This window comes from Arthrobacter sp. ASL1, from assembly GCF_056680475.1.
In genome coordinates this window covers 57339-73716 of the sequence record NZ_CM155284.1, presented here as the reverse complement: position 1 = coordinate 73716, position 16378 = coordinate 57339, and the positions used below count along the sequence as shown (strand labels likewise).

Genomic DNA, 16378 nt, shown 5'->3' with positions numbered 1-16378 from the left:
ACGCCGAGTGCCCGGCAATGTGCTGTGGAAAGTCGCACGGACGCCCTGGGGGCCGGTCCGATGCGCCCCACCAGTCTACGGGGCCGGAGGCGGGCCCACGGGACGCAGCGGTGCCCCGGCCTCGGCGACCTTCATGCCCGATTCCCACACGCGCCGCAGGGCAAAGAACCGGCTCCAATAGGCGGGCAGGACCTCGGGGGCGGCCATCAGCGTGCGCACCTCCGTCTCGCCCACCGCGACGCCGAGCAGCATCGGGTCATCGCCATGCGGCCATGGTTCCCAGGTGCCTGACGTGGCATCGACGACCACTTCCTCGGCCTTGTACCCGGCAGCCAGCTGCATGACGACCTTGGGATCCAGGGCCTTCACACGCCCGTCCCGGTCCGTGCCCTTGGTCTTGTAGTCGATGAGGCACAGCCGCCCGCCAATGCGGGCCACCAGGTCAAGGGTCCCGGCATAACCGACGGTGTGGTTCCAGACGGTGACCTCGGCCGCGATGGGCTCGACCCGGTACAGGTCCCACCAGTCATCGAAGCGCGAGGCGAACCCGCCCTCGTCCTTCTCCAGCAGGGCCTCACGCGCTTCGGCCGCGGTGTGGGGGCGGCCGAGCGCCCGCAGGGCCACCTGCTCGCAGTAGGTATGGACGCGGTCCCCCCGTTCGGCCGCGGAATTGCGGTACACCTCCGCGGCGTTCGAGGCGTCGCGGGCGACGGTGCGCAGCTTGGCGGCGTTGCCGACAGCAGCCGCCAAACGATCGTCCTGGGTGACCGCGGTGGCAGCCATGTGCCCGATCCACCCGTCCAGGGACATGGAAGCCTGCCCGATCACCGTGGTGATCGAGGGAACCTCGGGCAGGCCGTCGATCTTGCGGGAGTACATGCGGCCATACGACGTCTGGTGGGCCAGGGCGGGTGAAGTCATGACCACGATTCTGGCATGCCGTCCCGACGGGTTGCGTACCGGCGTCGTGCCCTGTGGAAGGGCAGTTTCCCCGAAAAGCCGCGGGACACGCTGCGGCGGTCGTGTCGATTTGGAACTTCGGGGAAACGTCGTATAGAGTTTTTACTCGTTGGAACGCAGCGGAACGGCAACTCAAAAAGGGCCGAAACGGTGCAGGAAATCAACATGCGGACATAGCTCAGCTGGCTAGAGCGCCACCTTGCCAAGGTGGAGGTCGCGAGTTCGAATCTCGTTGTCCGCTCGCAAGTCACTGTAATGGTCGATTCGTCGTCCAAGCCGGAATCGGGAAACCAATTCGGGTCACGGTGGGGTGGCCGAGTGGCTAGGCAGCGGCCTGCAAAGCCGTATACGCGGGTTCGAATCCCGTCCCCACCTCACATACGGTAATGTTGCACCCTGAAGAGGGCGATTAGCGCAGCGGTAGCGCGCTTCCCTGACACGGAAGAGGTCACTGGTTCGATCCCAGTATCGCCCACTGAAAAGGCTCCGCCACGGCGGAGTTTTTTTATGCGGACATAGCTCAGCTGGCTAGAGCGCCACCTTGCCAAGGTGGAGGTCGCGAGTTCGAATCTCGTTGTCCGCTCCACGAACCGCCGGTTGGCCCCCTGGGCCCCGGCGGTTTTTTGCTTCCCCCAAACCGCATCGCCAACCTTCCGCCGCCACGTCGATTCCACGACATTTCGCCGATGGCGCAGAAGTTTTTCCGTCAACCCCTCGAATTTTCCGGATCCACCTCCCTAGGATGGTTGTTACATGGAGGCGTCTTTGGCCTCCCGCATGAGAGGAGGTGCCACTTGGCTTTTCTTGACGAGCTCAAGGGCAAGGCCGGGGAACTCAAGGACAAGGCCGCCGAGGCGGCCGAGGGCGGAGCCGAAAAGCTCCGCGGTGCCGTAGATGGCGTTGGCGATTTTGTCGACGAAAAGACCGGTGGCAAGTATTCCGACCAGGTGAACCACCTGCAGGATTCGGCCAACGGCCTGCTCGACAAGGCTGGCGGCAACGACACCGCCCCACCCGCCTAGGATTTCCCAGCGCGCCAAGGGCGCATGCCTGCCCACGAGCACGGCAAACATGGTGCCGGTACCGTCGCGAGACGGGACCGGCACCGTGCTATGTGGGGGCGCCGCCGCGGTGGCCAGCCTCAGTCCGCAGCCGCGGAGGACGATTGGCGGGCATGGGACCGGGACAAGAGGTGGCTGACGACATGTTCGGCATCCGCTCCCGCGCCACCGATCAACATCGACCGGAACGAGGACTGGAACGACAGCCCCGTGAAATAGAGCCCCGGCGCCGAGGGGACCGCGCCCCGCTCTTCCATCGGCCATCCATCATCGCCGATGACCGGCACGTCTATCCAGCTGAAGTCGTGCTGGAATCCGGTGCACCAGATCACGTTGGCCACGCCGGCCACCTGGTTCTCGCCGAGGACCGGGAGCCCCTCGTGAACACCGGTCAGCCGTTCGACCACGCGTTCAACGCCCGCCTCCTCCAGGTCGGAATTGGTGACGCGGAGCAGCGGGGCCCCGTGGGTACGCACGAAGGACCGGGTTTTCCGGCCGATGGGGGTCCGCACCGACTGGACGTGCCCCCACACCTGCCACATGACGGGGAAGGCGACCCGGAACCGGCGGGAATCCGGGCGGATGGGGATCCGACCGGTGTCCCGGCCGCAGAGGACGGTCTCATGGGACCGTGCCACTTCCATGGCGATGTCCGCCCCGGAGTGCGAAGCCCCCACGACGAGCACTTTTCCGTCGCGCAATTGCCCGGGGTTGAGATACTCGCTCGAGTGCAGCTGGACGATCTGCGGGTCGAGGTCGGCACCGGCCGACGGCAGGCGCGGACTGCGGCCGAAGGTCCCCGTCGCGATCACGACGTTGTCGGCTTCGTACCGGCGACCGGGAAGTTCAACGACGTATCCTGGTCCGTTGCGTGCCAGGCGCCGCACCGGGCTGTGGTGGCGCACCGGAAGGTCGAATCGCCCGGCATAGGCTTCCAGATAGTCGGCCACTTCGTCTTTCGTCGGATACGAGTGCGGCTCCGCCGGGAAATCAAGCCCCGGGAGCCGATCGTACCCTGCCGGGCTGTAGAGCCGGAGCGAGTCCCAATGGCACCGCCAATTGTCGCCGACTCGACCGTTGGCGTCGACAATGATGAACTTCGCTCCGTGGCGTTGCAGATGGTAGCCGGCAGCCAACCCTGCCTGGCCCGCGCCGATCACGACGGCGTCGAAATGTTGGTCCGGGCGTTCTGTCTGGGTGTTCATGATGTTCTCCTGCAGTAGTGGTGTGGCCGTTCAGCGCAGGGTTTGCGGTGTCGGGGGTCCGTCCGGCGCGTGGGCCGGATCCGGATGAGCGCCCGAGGGGGCATTCCGGTGTGCCGGGGAGCCCTCGTAGCGCAGGTACCAGACCAGCATCAGCACCGTGGACACGAGGTAGAAGGAGTGCAGGACCCACACGGGTCCGATCGGAAGGCTGAACACGTACACGGAGTGCACCAGGTTTCCGACATTGGCCAGCGCGATGTTCCCCAGGCTGTAGGAGCCCATGTTCCTGCTCCGGCCCGCCTTGACGAGCATCGGTAGCGTGCTGATGGCGAAGATCGCCGTGGACAGCGATCCAGCGACCAGGGGAAGGGTCAACTCCACCGCACCCACCTCCCGTCCGCCTCGCCAACTCCTTAAAGTTAGGCCGGTGGATGCATTGGGCGCGTCGGGCGAATTTCCCATTTCCACAGGCCCGGACGATGGGTCATTTGATGTACGCCCGCGTGGGCGGACCGGGGCTGGAAGCTACATCAGTTCGTGTTGGTAGGCATATGCGGTGGCGGCGGAGCGCGAGGAGATGTCGAGCTTGGCGAAGATGTTGCTGAGATGCCGGGCAACGGTCTTTTCGCTCAGGAACAGCGTCTCGGCAATCGTCCGGTTGGTGTTCCCCGTGGCCACGGCGCGCAGCACCTGGATCTCGCGTGGTGTGAGGCTTTGCCTTTCCGTTTCGATACCCGGCGTGGCCACCCCCTGCAACGCCATCGTGTCCGGTCTGGCGCCGAGTTGCCCGAAAACGGTCGCGGCTGCATCGAACTCCATGTGCGCGCCGTCCAGATCGCCCAGTTCCCGGCAGCATTCGCCTTGGAGGACTCGAACACGGGCTCCCTGGTAGGGGGCATTGAGGTTCCGCCAGATATCGGAGGCACGGCGCAGCTCGTCGAGCGCCCGCCGGGGATCGCCCTCGGCGAGGAGCACGGACCCGACGGCTTGGCTGGACATCGCCTGCAGGAGCCGCACCTCCCCTGCGGCTGCGATGGCTGCGAGTTCCTCTGCCGCGGCACGGGCGGGCGTGGTCTGTCCCGCCGCCAGCGCGATCTCCACGGAAGCGGCCAGGGCCCGCGGGCGGCTAAACGCCGGCCCGGGCTCTTCCAGTGCCCGCCGGATCCCAGACAGCGCCGCATCAACGCGGCCCTGGGCGAGACGGAGCTGCGCGAACCCCGGCTGGATCTCGTGTCCGCATGCGCTCGCGCGGCGATACGAGTTTTCGGCGGCGGCGAATTCGCCGCGCAGCCGGTGCAGCTCGGCCGCCTCGTAGTAGGCCGTGCCGATGCCCGGTTGCCCGGGCGGGGACGCCAGGCGCTGGCAGGCATCGCGCACCTGTTCCGCCGCTTCGTGCCAGTCGCCGTTCAGGATGAGGATCTGGGCGCGGTGGACGAGGCATTCACCCCGGAACGGGACCAGGGCCGGTTGCGCCGCGCACCATCGGCTGAGCGCCCCGGTCCATTCCGCGGCCCGACGCACGTCGAAGGTGTCATGGCAGGCGATGATGACGGCGCAGTACACCAGGCCCGCTACGATCGGCGAGACTTCGCCGGCCGTGACCGCCACCATGACCTCGTCCAGTTTGACCAGACCCGCGGCCCATTCGCCCACGGCGATCTTCGCCTGGCCGATCCCCAGACCGCTCAGGGCCAATAGTTCCGCATGCCCGACGGTACGCCCGACCTCGTGGGCCCTCGAGAAGAGCCCGAGTGCGCTCGCCGCGTCCCCCTGCATGAGCTCCAGCAGCGCCGGGGGCAGGAGCAGCAGGCCGCGCAGCGCCGATGTGTCGGGTCCGGCCCCCGCCAGCTCCCCCGACCGGGCGAACCAGCCACCGGCTGGCGCCATCTGGCCCTGGTTCATCAAGTTGAATCCCAGCCAGAAGGCGCATTCGGCGGCTTGTTCGCGTTCCCCGCTGTCGATCCATTGGCGGAAGGCCCGGTCCAGCAATTGCACGCAGTCGTCGTCGCAGCCAATCAGTGAACAGGCCCGCGCGTAGGACTCGAGGTCGGTCGAGGACAGGTCCCCGCCGAGATCCGCCGTCCCGAATTGCCGGTGCGCCTCCGCCCATGACCGCTCCCGGAAGGCCGTTCGTGCCAGCCCGAGGGCTGCAGATTCGGTCATCGCCACCACCTGCTGTCGCGGCCGCGGGCGCGGTCCGCGCTGGGCTTGGGACCCGTGGGGGCATTCTACCGAGGGGCGGAGAAACTTCCTAGAGCGCTGCTTCCTCGACCTGCTGCCCCTCGCGTGCCAGGGCCGTCAGGCGGGACACGGAACGGTGGTACTTCTTCTGGTAGCCCCCAGCCATCATCTCCTCGGTGAAGAGCTCGCTGAAGGGCTTGCCACTGGCGACGATCGGGACGTCCTTGTCATACAGCCGGTCGGCCAGGACCACGAAGCGCAGCGCCAGGGCCTGTTCGGTGATCGTGTGGACGTTGTGCAGCACCAGCACGTCGATGTCCGCGACCAGCTGGCGGTAGCGGCTCGGGTGCACGGTGGCCAGGTGCTTGACGAGGGCGCCGAAATCGTCGACGGCCAGGACCTGGTCCGGGTACCGCCCAATGGCGGTGTCCTCGAGGGAGGCGTCGTCCTCCGGTTCGGGTGCCTCGGCCAGGCCGCGGTGGCGGAAGTCGTCGCCGTCGATGCGCAGGACGTCGAACTGGTCGGCGAGGACCTGGATCTCCCGCTGGAAGTCCACTGCCGCAAAGCGTCCCTCGCCCAGGGACCCGGGCAGCGTGTTGGAGGTCGCGGCCAGCTTCACCCCGGCGTCGGACAATTCACGCATGAGCCGGGACATCAGCACGGTGTCGCCCGGGTCGTCGAGTTCGAATTCGTCGATGCAGACCAGCTGGTACCCGCTGAGGACCTCGACGGTCTTGCGGAAGGACAGGGCGCCGACCAGGTTCGTGTATTCCACGAACGTCCCGAAGGCCTTGGGCCCGGGCGCGGCATGCCAGAGCGAGGCCAGCAGGTGGGTCTTGCCGACGCCGAAACCCCCGTCGAGGTAGATCCCGGCCTTCGTCTTGGGCGCCTTGCCACCGAAGATCCGTCCCATCAGGGATTTCTTCCCCGTGCCAATGCCGGCCGCGAACGCCTCCAGGGCCTGGACCGCTTCGGTCTGGGTCGGCTGCGCCGGGTCCGGACGATAGGTATCGAAGGACACCACCCCGAACCGGTACGAGGGGTGGAACCCGGCCAGGAGCTCATCCGGGGAGACCTGAGGTGTGCGTTCGGTCAGGTGTTCGATGTGTGCCACGGGCTGGGTCGGTTCCTTAGGTGCGGGGACGGGCCGGCGCGCGGGGCGCACCGGGGCCAAGTTTACGCCCCACGCGCAATCGGCCGCCGCAGATGACCCACGGGGCCCGCTCCCGGGGGGCAACGGACTAGGCTGGATGCCAGATCCCTACCGTCGCGTGAAGTGAGGAACAGTCATGAGCATTGCCCCCGATACCGCCGAGAAGTTCGCCGCCTACGCCCACCCCGAGCGCCTGGTCTCCACCGACTGGCTGGCCGCGCATCTGGGTGACGAGGGGATCGTCGTGGTGGAGTCGAACGAGGACATCCTGCTTTATTCCACCGGGCACATCCCCGGGGCCGTGAACATCGACTGGCACACCGACCTGAACGACGAGGTCACCCGCGACTACATCGACGGGGAGGCCTTCGCGGCGCTGATGTCGGCCAAGGGCATCTCCCGCGGCACGACCATCGTGGTCTACGGCGACAAGAGCAACTGGTGGGCCGCCTACGCCCTCTGGGTCTTCACCCTGTTCGGCCACGAGGATGTCCGCCTGCTCGATGGCGGACGCGACAAGTGGCTGGCCGAGGAACGCGCGACCACCCGCCAGGCGCCGTCGCCGGCACCGGCCGACTACCCGGTGGTGCCGCGCAATGACGACGCCATCCGCGCCTTCCGCGAGGACGTCACCGCCCACTTCGGCAAGCCGCTGATCGATGTGCGCTCGCCCGAGGAGTACACCGGTGAACGCACCCACATGCCGGCCTACCCGCAGGAGGGCACGCTGCGCGGCGGACACATCCCCACCGCCGCGTCGGTCCCCTGGGCCAAGGCGGCCAACGCGGACGGCACGTTCCGCGACCGCGCCGAGCTGGAGGCCCTGTACCTGGGCGAAGCCGGGCTTGCCCCCGGCGACGACGTCATCGCCTACTGCCGGATCGGCGAACGCTCCAGCCACACCTGGTTCGTGCTCAAGCACCTGCTCGGATTCGAGACGGTGCGCAACTACGACGGCTCCTGGACCGAATGGGGCAACGCTGTTCGGGCCCCCATTGCCGTCGGCACCGACCGCGGCGCCGTGCCCGCCTCAGCCCGCGACTGACCCACCACCGCCAACGAAGGAGCATCCGCCCATGAGCGATACAGCCGTTCCCGCAGCCCTGGCGGAGATCATCGACGACTTCAACGCGGTGACCGAGCGCGAACGCCTGGAACTGCTGCTGGAGTTTTCCGACGAGTTGCCCGCCCTGCCGGAGCGCTTCTCCGAGCATCCGGAACTGCTCGAGCAGGTCATGGAGTGCCAGGCGCCGCTGTTCCTGACAGTGGAGATCGCCGCAACGGACGCCCACGAGGTCAGCCTGTTCTTCTCCGCTCCCCCGGAGGCGCCGACCTCCCGGGGTTTCGCCGGCGTGCTGCAGGAGGGGCTCGACGGGTTGCCGGCCGCCGTGATCCTCGCGGTGCCCGACGACATGCCCGATCGCTTGGGCCTGACCCGCGCCATCACCCCGCTGCGCATGCGGGGGATGACCTCGATGCTCGCCCGGATCAAGCGCAAGGTCAACGAGGCGCTGGCCGGTTAGCCGGCGCCACAACGATGTCCAGGGCCCACCGCCGCCATGAAGTTTCCGGGACGCCGGCCACCCTGGCCCTGGATGCCGGGGACGTGGCCTATATGACGCACGCCTACGCCCATGACCCGGCGGCGCCGTCGTACGGGATGGAGGCCGCCAAGTCCCTGGCGGTGGACCCCGCCCGGGTGTTCAAGACCCTGCTTCTCGACACCGGTCGCGGTGGCGCCGATGCCCTGGCGGTGGCCATCGTGCCGGTCAACGGGTCGTTGGACCTGAAGGCGGCGGCCACGGCGCTGGGCGCCAAGAAGGTTTGGATGGCCGATCCGGCCGATGCCCAGCGCCGCACCGGCTACGTCCTCGGCGGGATCTCGCCGCTGGGGCAACGCCACCGCTCCCCCACCCTGCTGGATGAATCAGCGGCCACCTGGGCAACCATCTTCGTCTCCGGCGGGCGCCGGGGGCTGGAAATCGAGCTGGCCCCGGACGACCTGATCCGCCTGGCGGGCGCGGTGACGGCACCGCTGGCCGGGTCCTAGCCGGCGGATCGGCCGCCCTGGCCGGCACCGGGTCGCGGAGCCCGCATCATCCGGGCCAGCCACTCGGTGACCGTGCTTTCCCAGCGCTGCGGGTCGACGTTCCATTCAAGGGTATGGCCGGCCACGGTGAAGCGTTCGAACGTGACCATGTCCGGATTGAGCTCGGCCAACTGGGCCGAGGGGCCGACGGGGACGAAATCGTCGTCCTCGCTATGCAGGATCAGCGTCGGGACCCGCAACTGGTCGGCCTTGGCAATCCAGTTCAGCGCCTTGAGGTCCAGCGGGGTGGCCAGCCCGGTGATGGCACGGCCGGCCCGGTTGGACAGCATCCACTGCCCCATCCGGCCCACGGCCTCCGGTATGCGGTTGACCTTCGCCTGGTGCAGCAGCACGTCGATCCAGTTCACCACCGGCCCGTCGAGCACCAGCGCCTGGATGTGGCGCTTGTGCCGTGAACGGTCCGCGACCTGCAGGCAGATCGCCGCCCCCATGGACCAGCCCATGAGGATGATGTCGCGGGCCCCCTGGGCCAAGGCAAAGTCGATGGCCGCTTCGACATCCTCCCATTCGGTGCTGCCCAGCCCGTAGCGCTGGTCCGCGGCGAAGGGGGCCACGCCGTCGTTCCGGTAGGAGATCAGCAGCGAGGTGATGCCCAGGTCGCCGGTGGTGGCGAGCGCGCGCAGCCCCTCGGTGCGCGAGGCGCCCCGCCCGTGCACCATGATCGCCCAGGTGTCGGGCCGGGCCGTCCCGCCGACCAGCCAGGCCGGGGCCTCGCCGACGGGGGTGGGGATCCCGACGCGCTCGGCCGTGACGCCGGCGTCCTCGGGGGTCTCGTAGACGACGCCGGACCACCAGCCGCGCACCGCGGTGGCCAGTTCCCCGGCGTAGACGTGCTCGACGCGACGGGCGACGGTGCCCTCGGCCGGGGCGAAGGAGAGGACCTCGCCGATCCGGGCATGGCCGCGGCCGACCTGGAAGTAGAGCGAATACGTTCCGGGGGCGGTGGTTTCCGCGGTGGCCGGCAGGATCACCTCGAGCCCCTCGGCACCGCGCACGACGGCGAGGATCGCCAGGTCCTCGGTCTTGCGGCCCGGGGTCACCACCTGACGGGCGAAGTATCCGGCCAGTGCCGAGGCGCTGGCCGCCAGCAGGGATCCGGCCGCGACGCCCACGCCGGCACCCAGCACGGCCCACCGCAGCAGGGGGGCCTTGGTCTCGGCAGGGGCGGCGGTCGACGTGTACTCGCGCATGACCCCATCATTGCAAGTCATCGGTTCGCGGCCAAGTTCCGGCGCGGTCGGCGCCGGCTGCGCGGCTCGTTCGGGAATGACCCGGCGGTCCGGGACGTTGGGGTGGGTGTGAGTACATTTTCTGATTCGAACGCCCCAGCCGTCCCCGTGGTCAAGACCGACGACGAATGGAAGCAAGAGCTGACGCCGCAGGAGTACCAGGTGCTGCGCCAGGCGGGAACCGAACGGCCCTTCACCGGCGAGTACTGGGACTCGACGACCGAGGGCGTCTACGCCTGCCGCGCCTGCGGTGCCGAGCTGTTCACCAGCAAGGAGAAGTTCGGTTCGCACTGCGGCTGGCCCTCCTTCTACGCCCCGCTGGCCGAGGGGACCGTGCGGTACCTGCACGATTCGACCCTGGGCATGGAGCGCGTCGAGGTGCGGTGCGCCACGTGCGATTCGCATCTGGGCCATCTCTTCGAGGGCGAGGGGTACGACACCCCCACGGACCAGCGGTTCTGCATCAACTCCGTCTCGCTGAACCTGCGTCCCGCCCAGGCCTAGGGAGCGCGACGTCCGCTGGGCCTGCGGCGTCCGCCCCGGCTCCCGAGCATGACGGATTCTTAGGCTCGTTCCATCTCGACGCCAGTGCTGCTTGATCTCTCCTACGCTGGAAAGACCATCACGGCAGCAGGCCGCAGCAACCGGCGCGGCCCCGGAGACGATTCGAGGTGCAGGACGATGTCCCAGGCAACCATCACGCACGACACCCACACCGGACACGACGGCGACCTCGCCCGCGACCCGGCCTGGCTTCAATTGAAGGCAGCGGCCACCGCACTGCAGGAACTACAGGTCAAGGACGGTTCGGTCCCCGAACCGGCCGACCACGCCCGGGCCGCTGAACTGACCGCCACCATCACCACTGCCATCGCCGGGCTGCGCCACCACTTCGAGCACGACGGAGCCTACCTGGACCACGTCGTGGAGGACTTCCGGGCCTGGGCCGACGCCGGCTTCAGCGTCCCCGACTTCCTCGACGCGCTGCAGGCATTCCAGCCGCAGCTGGACCGCGTCGACGGGCTGCGCCACCTGGTCGTGTTCCCCATGTACACGCAGAACGGCTCGGCCAACCGCTTCGTGGAGGCCCTGCTGGTCGAGGTCATCTGGCCCGACTTCATTGCCGAACTCGAGGCCGGGGCCTATTCCAACCGGCTCTTCGTCCCGCTGCGCTTCCTGGACTTCACCCCCGGCTACGACACCAACTCCGCTGTCCTCTTCCCCGAATCGGTCGCCATGCGCGAGACCCCGGCGTTCACCTGGGGCGCCATCTTCCAGGACCGCGAGGCGGCCCGCTACCGCCGCGTCGTCGCCGCCGCCGCCGAGATCACCAGCCTCGACTTGCCCGCCGAGGCCGCCGAACTGGTCGCGGACCAGCGCCTGGCGGAGGAGACGTTCCTCATGTGGGACATGATCCACGACCGCACCCACATGCGCGGGGACCTGCCCTTCGACCCGTTCATGATCAAGCAGCGCATGCCCTTCTTCCTCTACTCGCTCGAGGAGCTGCGCTGCGACCTGACCGCGTTCCGCGAATGCGTCAAGATCGCCGCCAACCCGGACTCCGCACCCGAGGCCGCCCGCCACGCCCGGCTGGTGCAGTACGCGGTCATCTTCGACCGCATCTTCCGCTTCGCCATCACCGGCAACCGGGTACGCAACTACGACGGACTGGGCGGACAGCTGCTCTTCGCCTGGATGCACCAGCACCACGTCCTGCACTGGACCGACACGAAGCTCACCATCGACTGGGATGCCGTCCCGGACGTCGTCTGCGCCCTGGGCGATGCCATCGACGAGCTCTACTGGCGCTCCATCGACCGCCCGAAGCTCGCCCACTGGCTGGCCGCCTACGAGCTCGTCACCGCGACCGTCACCCCGCACCCTGCCTCGGTCTGGGCCAAGGGCAAGGACGCGCTGCCGCTGACGGAACCGTTGAAGGAGATGACCAACCAGGTCCTGGACGACGAGTTCCCGCTCTCAATGTTCTACGAGGCGCTGGACAAGAAGATGAAGCCGGTCATCGAGTCCACCCTGGGCATCACCGCAGCCGATGAGCCGGCCGCGGCCTAGACTGCACCCATGACCACCGCGCAGTCCCCCACCGTCCTCATCGCCGGAGCCACCTCCGCCTCCGGCGTCGCCGCCGCACAGGCCCTGCACGACGCCGGTGCCCGGGTCCTCGTCGCCGGCACCAGTGCCGAGCGGCTCGCCGAGCGCCTGCCCTTCGCCGCGGCACGGTACGCCGCCGACCTGGCGGATCCGGCGGCCACGAACGCACTGGCCGACCGGATCCACGGCGATTTCGGCGCCCTCGACGGGCTCATCCACCTCGTCGGCGGATGGCGCGGCGGCAAGGGGCTGGCCGGGCAGTCGGACGAGGACTACGACTTCCTGCACCGCAACGTGGTCACCACCTTGCGCAACACCTCCCGGGCCTTCTACGCCGACATCGCCGCCTCGCCGGTGGGGCGCCTGGCGGTCGTCTCCGCGACCGCCGTCCAGCACCCCACCGGCTCCGGGGCGAACTACGTCGCCGCCAAGGCTGCGGCCGAGGCCTGGACCATGGCTGCCGCGGCCGGCCTGCGGGCGGCCCAGTCCGGCAAGAAGTCGGACCCCGTCGCCCAGCATTCGGCCGCCGTCGTGCTGGTCATCAAGGCCTTCGTCGACCCCGCAGCCCGCCGCCGGGAGCCGGACAATGACTTCGCCGGTTTCACCGACGTGGCCGACTTCGGAACCGCGGTCGCCGGCTTGTTCGACGCGGACGCCGCGGCACTGAACGGCACCCGGCTGTCACTGGTGCCCCGGGCATAGACTGAATCCACTTCCCGCCAGCAACTCCTGAGGATAAACGTGAGCACTTCCCTGCACGACACCATGGTCCGCGGTTTCGCATCGGACAACTACTCCGGCGTCCACCCGGAAGTCCTGGAAGCCATCAATGCCGCCAATGGCGGGCACCAGATCGCCTACGGCGAGGACGAATACACCGAACGTCTCGGCCATGTGATCCTCTCGCACTTCGGCCCCGCCGCCGAGGCCTTCCCGGTCTTCAACGGCACCGGCGCCAACGTGACCTCCTTGCAGTCAGTACTCCCCCGCTGGGGCGCTGTCATCTGCGCCGATACCGCGCACATCAACGTCGACGAGAACGGTGCCCCGGAGCGCATCGGCGGGATGAAGCTGCTCTCCGTGCCCACGCCCGATGGCAAGCTGACCCCGGAACTGATCGACCGCGAGGCCTGGGGCTGGGGCGACGAGCACCGCGCCCAGCCGCTGGCCGTGTCGCTGACCCAGTCCACCGAGCTCGGCACCCTCTACACGGTGGAGGAGCTGAAGGCCATCACCTCCCACGCCCACGAACGGGGCATGAAGGTCCACATGGACGGCGCACGGCTGTCCAACGCCGCGGCCGCACTGGGCGTTCCCTTCCGCGCCTTCACCCGCGACGCAGGCATCGACATCCTGAGCATGGGCGGCACCAAGAACGGGCTGATGTACGGCGAGGCCATCGTCGTCCTGGATCCGGAGGCTGCCAGCGGCCTGAAGTACCTGCGCAAGATGAACATGCAGCTCGGCTCCAAGATGCGCTTCATCTCCGCGCAGCTCATCGCGCTCTACGAGGGCGACCTCTGGCTGCGTTCGGCCTCCCACGCCAACGCCATGGCCCAACGACTGCGCGCCGCGGTCGAGGACATCGACGGGCTGGAGGTCACCCAGCCGACCGAATCCAACGCCGTGTTCGCAAAGCTGCCCTCGGCCGCCGCTGACCGCGTCCGGGAGGACTTCCGGTTCTACGACTGGGACGAAGCCACCGGGGAAGTGCGCTGGATGTGTGGTTTCGACACCACCGAGGAGGACGTGGACCGCTTCGCCGCGGCCATCCGCGCGGAGGTTGCCGCCGGTTAGAACGGCCGGAAACCGCGCCGCCGTCGGCACATCAGTCGCCGGCGAGATACGCCGCGGGGATCGTCGGCTCGAAGAGCTCGACCAGTTTGCCGGAGGGGTCCGTGACCAGGATTTGCCGCCCGCCCATGCCGGTGACGACGTCGTTGCGGAACCCCACCCCGTGCCGGCGGAGGATGGCCACGGTGTCATCCAGGTCCCGGACCTCCAGCACGAACCGGTTCCACCCACCCGGCCCCGGACGGCTGCCATCGGGCATGTCGCTCCCACCGCCGCCGGGTCCGCCCGGCGCGCTGAGCACCAGCTGGAGTCCGCCACGGGACAGCATGGCGAAAGTCGGCGCCGGATGCATGTCCTCGGTGAAGCCCAGCTCGCCGCAATAGAACTCCAGGGCTGCATCGACATCGTCGACGATGTAACGGACCCTGACAGTGGCCATGGCCTGGCCCCTTTCCCGTGTACTGGCCCCAGCGTAGACCGGTCTGCCCCGGCCGGACAGGATGCCTGCGCAGTTGCCCGTTTACGGTAGGTTTCCCTCATCGGCCCAGCGAAGGAGACCCTGGTGAACGGGAGTACCACCACACCACTCGAGCAGCGGATCGACGCCGCCGCCCATCGGGTGATTGCGAGGTTCCCGCAGAGCACGGGGGCCAGGATCCTCGTCGAGCTCGCCGTCTTCACGCTCAAGCAGGCGTGGGCATGCGTCTTTGGCGCCGCGATGCTGGCCGTGCTCTTCGCGACCCGCCTCTGGTACCCCGACGGCATCTCCCTGGCCCGCAACGACGCCGTCACACTGGCAGCCATCGTCATCCAGGTCCTCATGGTGGCGTTCCGACTGGAAACCCTGCGGGAGCTGCGGGTCATCATCTTGTTCCATCTGGTGGGTACCGGAATGGAGCTGTTCAAGACCAGTGTCGGCTCTTGGATCTACCAGGGCGAGGGGTTCCTCCACCTGGGCAACGTCCCGCTGTACAGCGGCTTCATGTATGCGGCCGTCGGCTCCTACATGGTCCGCGTGTTCCGCCTCTTCGACCTGCGATTCGACCGCTATCCGCGCCGGTGGGTCACTGCCCTGTTGGCCACGGCCATCTACCTGAACTTCTTCACCCACCACTACATCTGGGATTTGCGCTGGCCGCTGCTGGCTGCCGTCCTGGTGGTGTTCGCCCGTTGCTGGATGCACTTCCGGGTTTTCCGCGTGCGCCTGCGCATGCCGCTGGTCCTGGCCTTCCTCCTGGTGGCCGTGTTCATCTGGCTCGCCGAGAACATCGCCACCTGGTCCAATGCCTGGGCCTACCCCGACCAGCTTGCGGGCTGGCAGTTGGTCTCCGTGGCCAAGTTGGGCTCCTGGCTGCTCCTGATGATCATTTCGGTGGTTCTGGTGACGTGGGTCTACCCGCCGGAAGCACCGGAGCCCGCCCTCGTGGCGACGGACACGCTCAACAAGACCGGCTAGGCCATCCACCACGTGGCGAGTCCGAGAAGCAGCGACACCGACGCCACCAGGGCGAAGACCCGGGGCAGGACCCATCGGTTGACCCGGGATTCGGAATCGGCGGCAGCGGGGCCTGCGGCAGTAGGCCCTCCGGGGGTGGTCACCGCAGGAGCCGGCGTCGCCTTGGCCAGCTCATAGGCGAGCAGGAGGCGCGATGGGGCGGCCATCGTGGCCAGGGAAGCAGCCACATTGGTGACGGCGACGATCTGGAGGACCGAACTGCCCAGCTCGGTGGCGACCTGGGCCTGGGTGACCGTCAACATGGCATTGGCTGCAGTGTTCGACCCGGTGATGAATCCCGCCAGTGCATTCACCGAGGGCGCGAGGATCAGGTAGCTGCCGCCCATCCTGGCCAGGGCCGCACCCAGCGCGGCACCCATGCCGGTCGCCGCGAGCAGGGATCCAAGCACCGTGAAGCAGAGGGTCACGATGCCTACAGGCTTCCAGCTGCGGTAGGCCGCCGCCGCGCGGTGGTCGAAACGTGCCCCGTCGCGGCCGGCGGACCCATCGCGCTGTCCCGGGCCGAAGTGGGCCGCCAGGCACGCCACCACGAGCCAGATGGCGGGGCTGCTGGCAGCACGCACGAGCAGGTTCGGCTCCAGCTGTGCGGTGATGCCGCGGGCCGCCAGCAGGCCCCCAGCCATGACCGCATAGGGCACCGCCGCCCGAACCACGACCCAGCCGGCAGGAACGAGGCTGCCCCGCCAGCGGTATACGAGCAGGTGCACGGCTATCGGCAACAGCGAGCCCAGGACCCCGGCCAGCGGGGTCCCCACCACGAGGTTGGCCCCAAGGATCCCGAGCCAGAGGAGCGCTGCGCTGCCGGCCGCACCGGCGAACAGGCGGCCCGCCCGTTACATTTATAGGACCCCGATAAACGGGGTTTGGTCGCCAGGCTCGGTATGACTGTCCTGCCGTGTCACTCATGATCCGGGGGGTGTTGTCGCCGGGCCTGGAGACACGCGTTGACCGCTGATAGGGACATGGCCCGGAAGTCAGAATCCGTGGTCTCTTCGTAACGTGGGTGTGGCATCGGGTGTCGTGACAGGCGGCCAACCGCACGGTGCAAAGGAGCGCC

At 68.3% G+C, this 16378-nt stretch carries 17 protein-coding genes and 4 tRNA genes; 13 read left to right on the top strand and 8 right to left on the bottom strand.

Annotated features, from left to right (window positions below; genetic code table 11):
- Nucleotides 1-75 precede the first annotated feature (75 nt).
- A complete protein-coding gene (locus AC1MEQ_RS00330; protein ID WP_479792925.1) occupies nt 76-921 on the bottom strand; it encodes a cytochrome in 846 nt (281 codons plus the stop codon).
- 206 nt (nt 922-1127) lie between these two features.
- On the opposite strand from AC1MEQ_RS00330, the gene AC1MEQ_RS00325 reads away from it, so the two are divergent.
- The 5 genes from AC1MEQ_RS00325 (at nt 1128) to AC1MEQ_RS00305 (ending at nt 1982) form a co-directional block, all read left to right on the top strand.
- Nucleotides 1128-1201, top strand: a tRNA-Gly gene (locus tag AC1MEQ_RS00325).
- A gap of 63 nt (nt 1202-1264) precedes the next feature.
- Nucleotides 1265-1335, top strand: a tRNA-Cys gene (locus AC1MEQ_RS00320).
- Between the two features lie 28 nt (nt 1336-1363).
- A tRNA-Val gene (locus tag AC1MEQ_RS00315) sits at nt 1364-1435 on the top strand.
- Between the two features lie 34 nt (nt 1436-1469).
- A tRNA-Gly gene (locus tag AC1MEQ_RS00310) sits at nt 1470-1546 on the top strand.
- A 208-nt stretch (nt 1547-1754) separates the two neighbouring features.
- The gene (locus tag AC1MEQ_RS00305) at nt 1755-1982 is read left to right on the top strand and encodes an antitoxin (RefSeq protein ID WP_479792923.1); all 228 of its coding nucleotides are present in this window, start codon (nt 1755-1757) and stop codon (nt 1980-1982) included.
- 119 nt (nt 1983-2101) lie between these two features.
- On the opposite strand, the gene AC1MEQ_RS00300 is transcribed toward AC1MEQ_RS00305, so the two are convergent.
- The 4 genes from AC1MEQ_RS00300 to zapE all read right to left on the bottom strand — a co-directional run bounded on the left by AC1MEQ_RS00300 (nt 2102) and on the right by zapE (nt 6521).
- Entirely contained in the window at nt 2102-3226 is a 1125-nt protein-coding gene (locus AC1MEQ_RS00300) for a flavin-containing monooxygenase (protein WP_479792921.1), read from the bottom strand.
- Nucleotides 3227-3256: 30 nt separating this feature from the next.
- Nucleotides 3257-3607, bottom strand: a complete 351-nt coding sequence (locus AC1MEQ_RS00295; protein ID WP_479792920.1) for a hypothetical protein — start codon at nt 3605-3607, stop codon at nt 3257-3259.
- A gap of 144 nt (nt 3608-3751) precedes the next feature.
- Nucleotides 3752-5389 (bottom strand): helix-turn-helix transcriptional regulator, encoded by a 1638-nt coding sequence (locus AC1MEQ_RS00290; RefSeq protein WP_479792918.1) that lies wholly within the window; start codon nt 5387-5389, stop codon nt 3752-3754.
- Between the two features lie 88 nt (nt 5390-5477).
- Nucleotides 5478-6521, bottom strand: a complete 1044-nt coding sequence (zapE, locus tag AC1MEQ_RS00285; RefSeq protein WP_479792916.1) for a cell division protein ZapE — start codon at nt 6519-6521, stop codon at nt 5478-5480.
- A gap of 175 nt (nt 6522-6696) precedes the next feature.
- On the opposite strand from zapE, the gene AC1MEQ_RS00280 reads away from it, so the two are divergent.
- From AC1MEQ_RS00280 to ybaK, 3 genes are read left to right on the top strand one after another with little or no spacing between them, the layout of a single operon-like run.
- On the top strand, nt 6697-7605 hold the full coding sequence (locus AC1MEQ_RS00280; protein WP_479792914.1) for a sulfurtransferase: 909 nt from the start codon (nt 6697-6699) through the stop codon (nt 7603-7605).
- 31 nt (nt 7606-7636) lie between these two features.
- Nucleotides 7637-8083 (top strand): SufE family protein, encoded by a 447-nt coding sequence (locus AC1MEQ_RS00275; protein WP_479792912.1) that lies wholly within the window; start codon nt 7637-7639, stop codon nt 8081-8083.
- 14 nt (nt 8084-8097) lie between these two features.
- The gene (gene ybaK / locus AC1MEQ_RS00270) at nt 8098-8610 is read left to right on the top strand and encodes a Cys-tRNA(Pro) deacylase (protein WP_479792910.1); all 513 of its coding nucleotides are present in this window, start codon (nt 8098-8100) and stop codon (nt 8608-8610) included.
- Here ybaK and AC1MEQ_RS00265 read toward each other — a convergent pair.
- Nucleotides 8607-9860 (bottom strand): alpha/beta hydrolase family protein, encoded by a 1254-nt coding sequence (locus tag AC1MEQ_RS00265; RefSeq protein WP_479792908.1) that lies wholly within the window; start codon nt 9858-9860, stop codon nt 8607-8609. The two genes, ybaK and AC1MEQ_RS00265, sit on opposite strands and share 4 nt — an antisense overlap.
- Before the next feature lie 108 nt (nt 9861-9968).
- Here AC1MEQ_RS00265 and msrB point away from each other — a divergent pair, with 108 nt between their 5' ends.
- The 4 genes from msrB to AC1MEQ_RS00245 all read left to right on the top strand — a co-directional run bounded on the left by msrB (nt 9969) and on the right by AC1MEQ_RS00245 (nt 13808).
- The gene (gene msrB / locus AC1MEQ_RS00260; protein ID WP_479792906.1) at nt 9969-10403 is read left to right on the top strand and encodes a peptide-methionine (R)-S-oxide reductase MsrB; all 435 of its coding nucleotides are present in this window, start codon (nt 9969-9971) and stop codon (nt 10401-10403) included.
- Nucleotides 10404-10580: 177 nt separating this feature from the next.
- On the top strand, nt 10581-11972 hold the full coding sequence (locus AC1MEQ_RS00255; RefSeq protein WP_479792904.1) for a DUF6421 family protein: 1392 nt from the start codon (nt 10581-10583) through the stop codon (nt 11970-11972).
- 9 nt (nt 11973-11981) lie between these two features.
- Nucleotides 11982-12713: an SDR family NAD(P)-dependent oxidoreductase gene (locus AC1MEQ_RS00250; RefSeq protein WP_479792902.1), complete on the top strand. Its 732-nt coding sequence runs from the start codon at nt 11982-11984 to the stop codon at nt 12711-12713.
- A gap of 63 nt (nt 12714-12776) precedes the next feature.
- Entirely contained in the window at nt 12777-13808 is a 1032-nt protein-coding gene (locus AC1MEQ_RS00245) for a threonine aldolase family protein (protein WP_479796187.1), read from the top strand.
- A gap of 31 nt (nt 13809-13839) precedes the next feature.
- Here AC1MEQ_RS00245 and AC1MEQ_RS00240 read toward each other — a convergent pair whose 3' ends face one another.
- Nucleotides 13840-14244, bottom strand: a complete 405-nt coding sequence (locus AC1MEQ_RS00240) for a VOC family protein (protein WP_479792900.1) — start codon at nt 14242-14244, stop codon at nt 13840-13842.
- 123 nt (nt 14245-14367) lie between these two features.
- On the opposite strand from AC1MEQ_RS00240, the gene AC1MEQ_RS00235 reads away from it, so the two are divergent.
- On the top strand, nt 14368-15261 hold the full coding sequence (locus tag AC1MEQ_RS00235) for a DUF817 domain-containing protein (protein ID WP_479792898.1): 894 nt from the start codon (nt 14368-14370) through the stop codon (nt 15259-15261).
- On the opposite strand, the gene AC1MEQ_RS00230 is transcribed toward AC1MEQ_RS00235, so the two are convergent.
- Complete coding sequence (locus AC1MEQ_RS00230) at nt 15258-16079, bottom strand: L-lactate permease (protein WP_479792896.1); 822 nt, start codon at nt 16077-16079, stop codon at nt 15258-15260. The two genes, AC1MEQ_RS00235 and AC1MEQ_RS00230, sit on opposite strands and share 4 nt — an antisense overlap.
- Nucleotides 16080-16378 lie beyond the last annotated feature (299 nt).

Coding starts and splice junctions, on each gene's coding strand:
- ybaK (WP_479792910.1), top strand. CDS start 8,098: ATGTCCAGGGCCCACCGCCGCCATGAAGTTTCCGGGACGCCGGCCACC.
- AC1MEQ_RS00255 (WP_479792904.1), top strand. CDS start 10,581: ATGTCCCAGGCAACCATCACGCACGACACCCACACCGGACACGACGGC.
- AC1MEQ_RS00330 (WP_479792925.1), bottom strand. CDS start 921: ATGACTTCACCCGCCCTGGCCCACCAGACGTCGTATGGCCGCATGTAC.
- AC1MEQ_RS00280 (WP_479792914.1), top strand. CDS start 6,697: ATGAGCATTGCCCCCGATACCGCCGAGAAGTTCGCCGCCTACGCCCAC.
- AC1MEQ_RS00240 (WP_479792900.1), bottom strand. CDS start 14,244: ATGGCCACTGTCAGGGTCCGTTACATCGTCGACGATGTCGATGCAGCC.
- AC1MEQ_RS00300 (WP_479792921.1), bottom strand. CDS start 3,226: ATGAACACCCAGACAGAACGCCCGGACCAACATTTCGACGCCGTCGTG.
- AC1MEQ_RS00245 (WP_479796187.1), top strand. CDS start 12,777: ATGGTCCGCGGTTTCGCATCGGACAACTACTCCGGCGTCCACCCGGAA.
- AC1MEQ_RS00250 (WP_479792902.1), top strand. CDS start 11,982: ATGACCACCGCGCAGTCCCCCACCGTCCTCATCGCCGGAGCCACCTCC.
- AC1MEQ_RS00265 (WP_479792908.1), bottom strand. CDS start 9,860: ATGCGCGAGTACACGTCGACCGCCGCCCCTGCCGAGACCAAGGCCCCC.
- AC1MEQ_RS00275 (WP_479792912.1), top strand. CDS start 7,637: ATGAGCGATACAGCCGTTCCCGCAGCCCTGGCGGAGATCATCGACGAC.
- AC1MEQ_RS00290 (WP_479792918.1), bottom strand. CDS start 5,389: ATGACCGAATCTGCAGCCCTCGGGCTGGCACGAACGGCCTTCCGGGAG.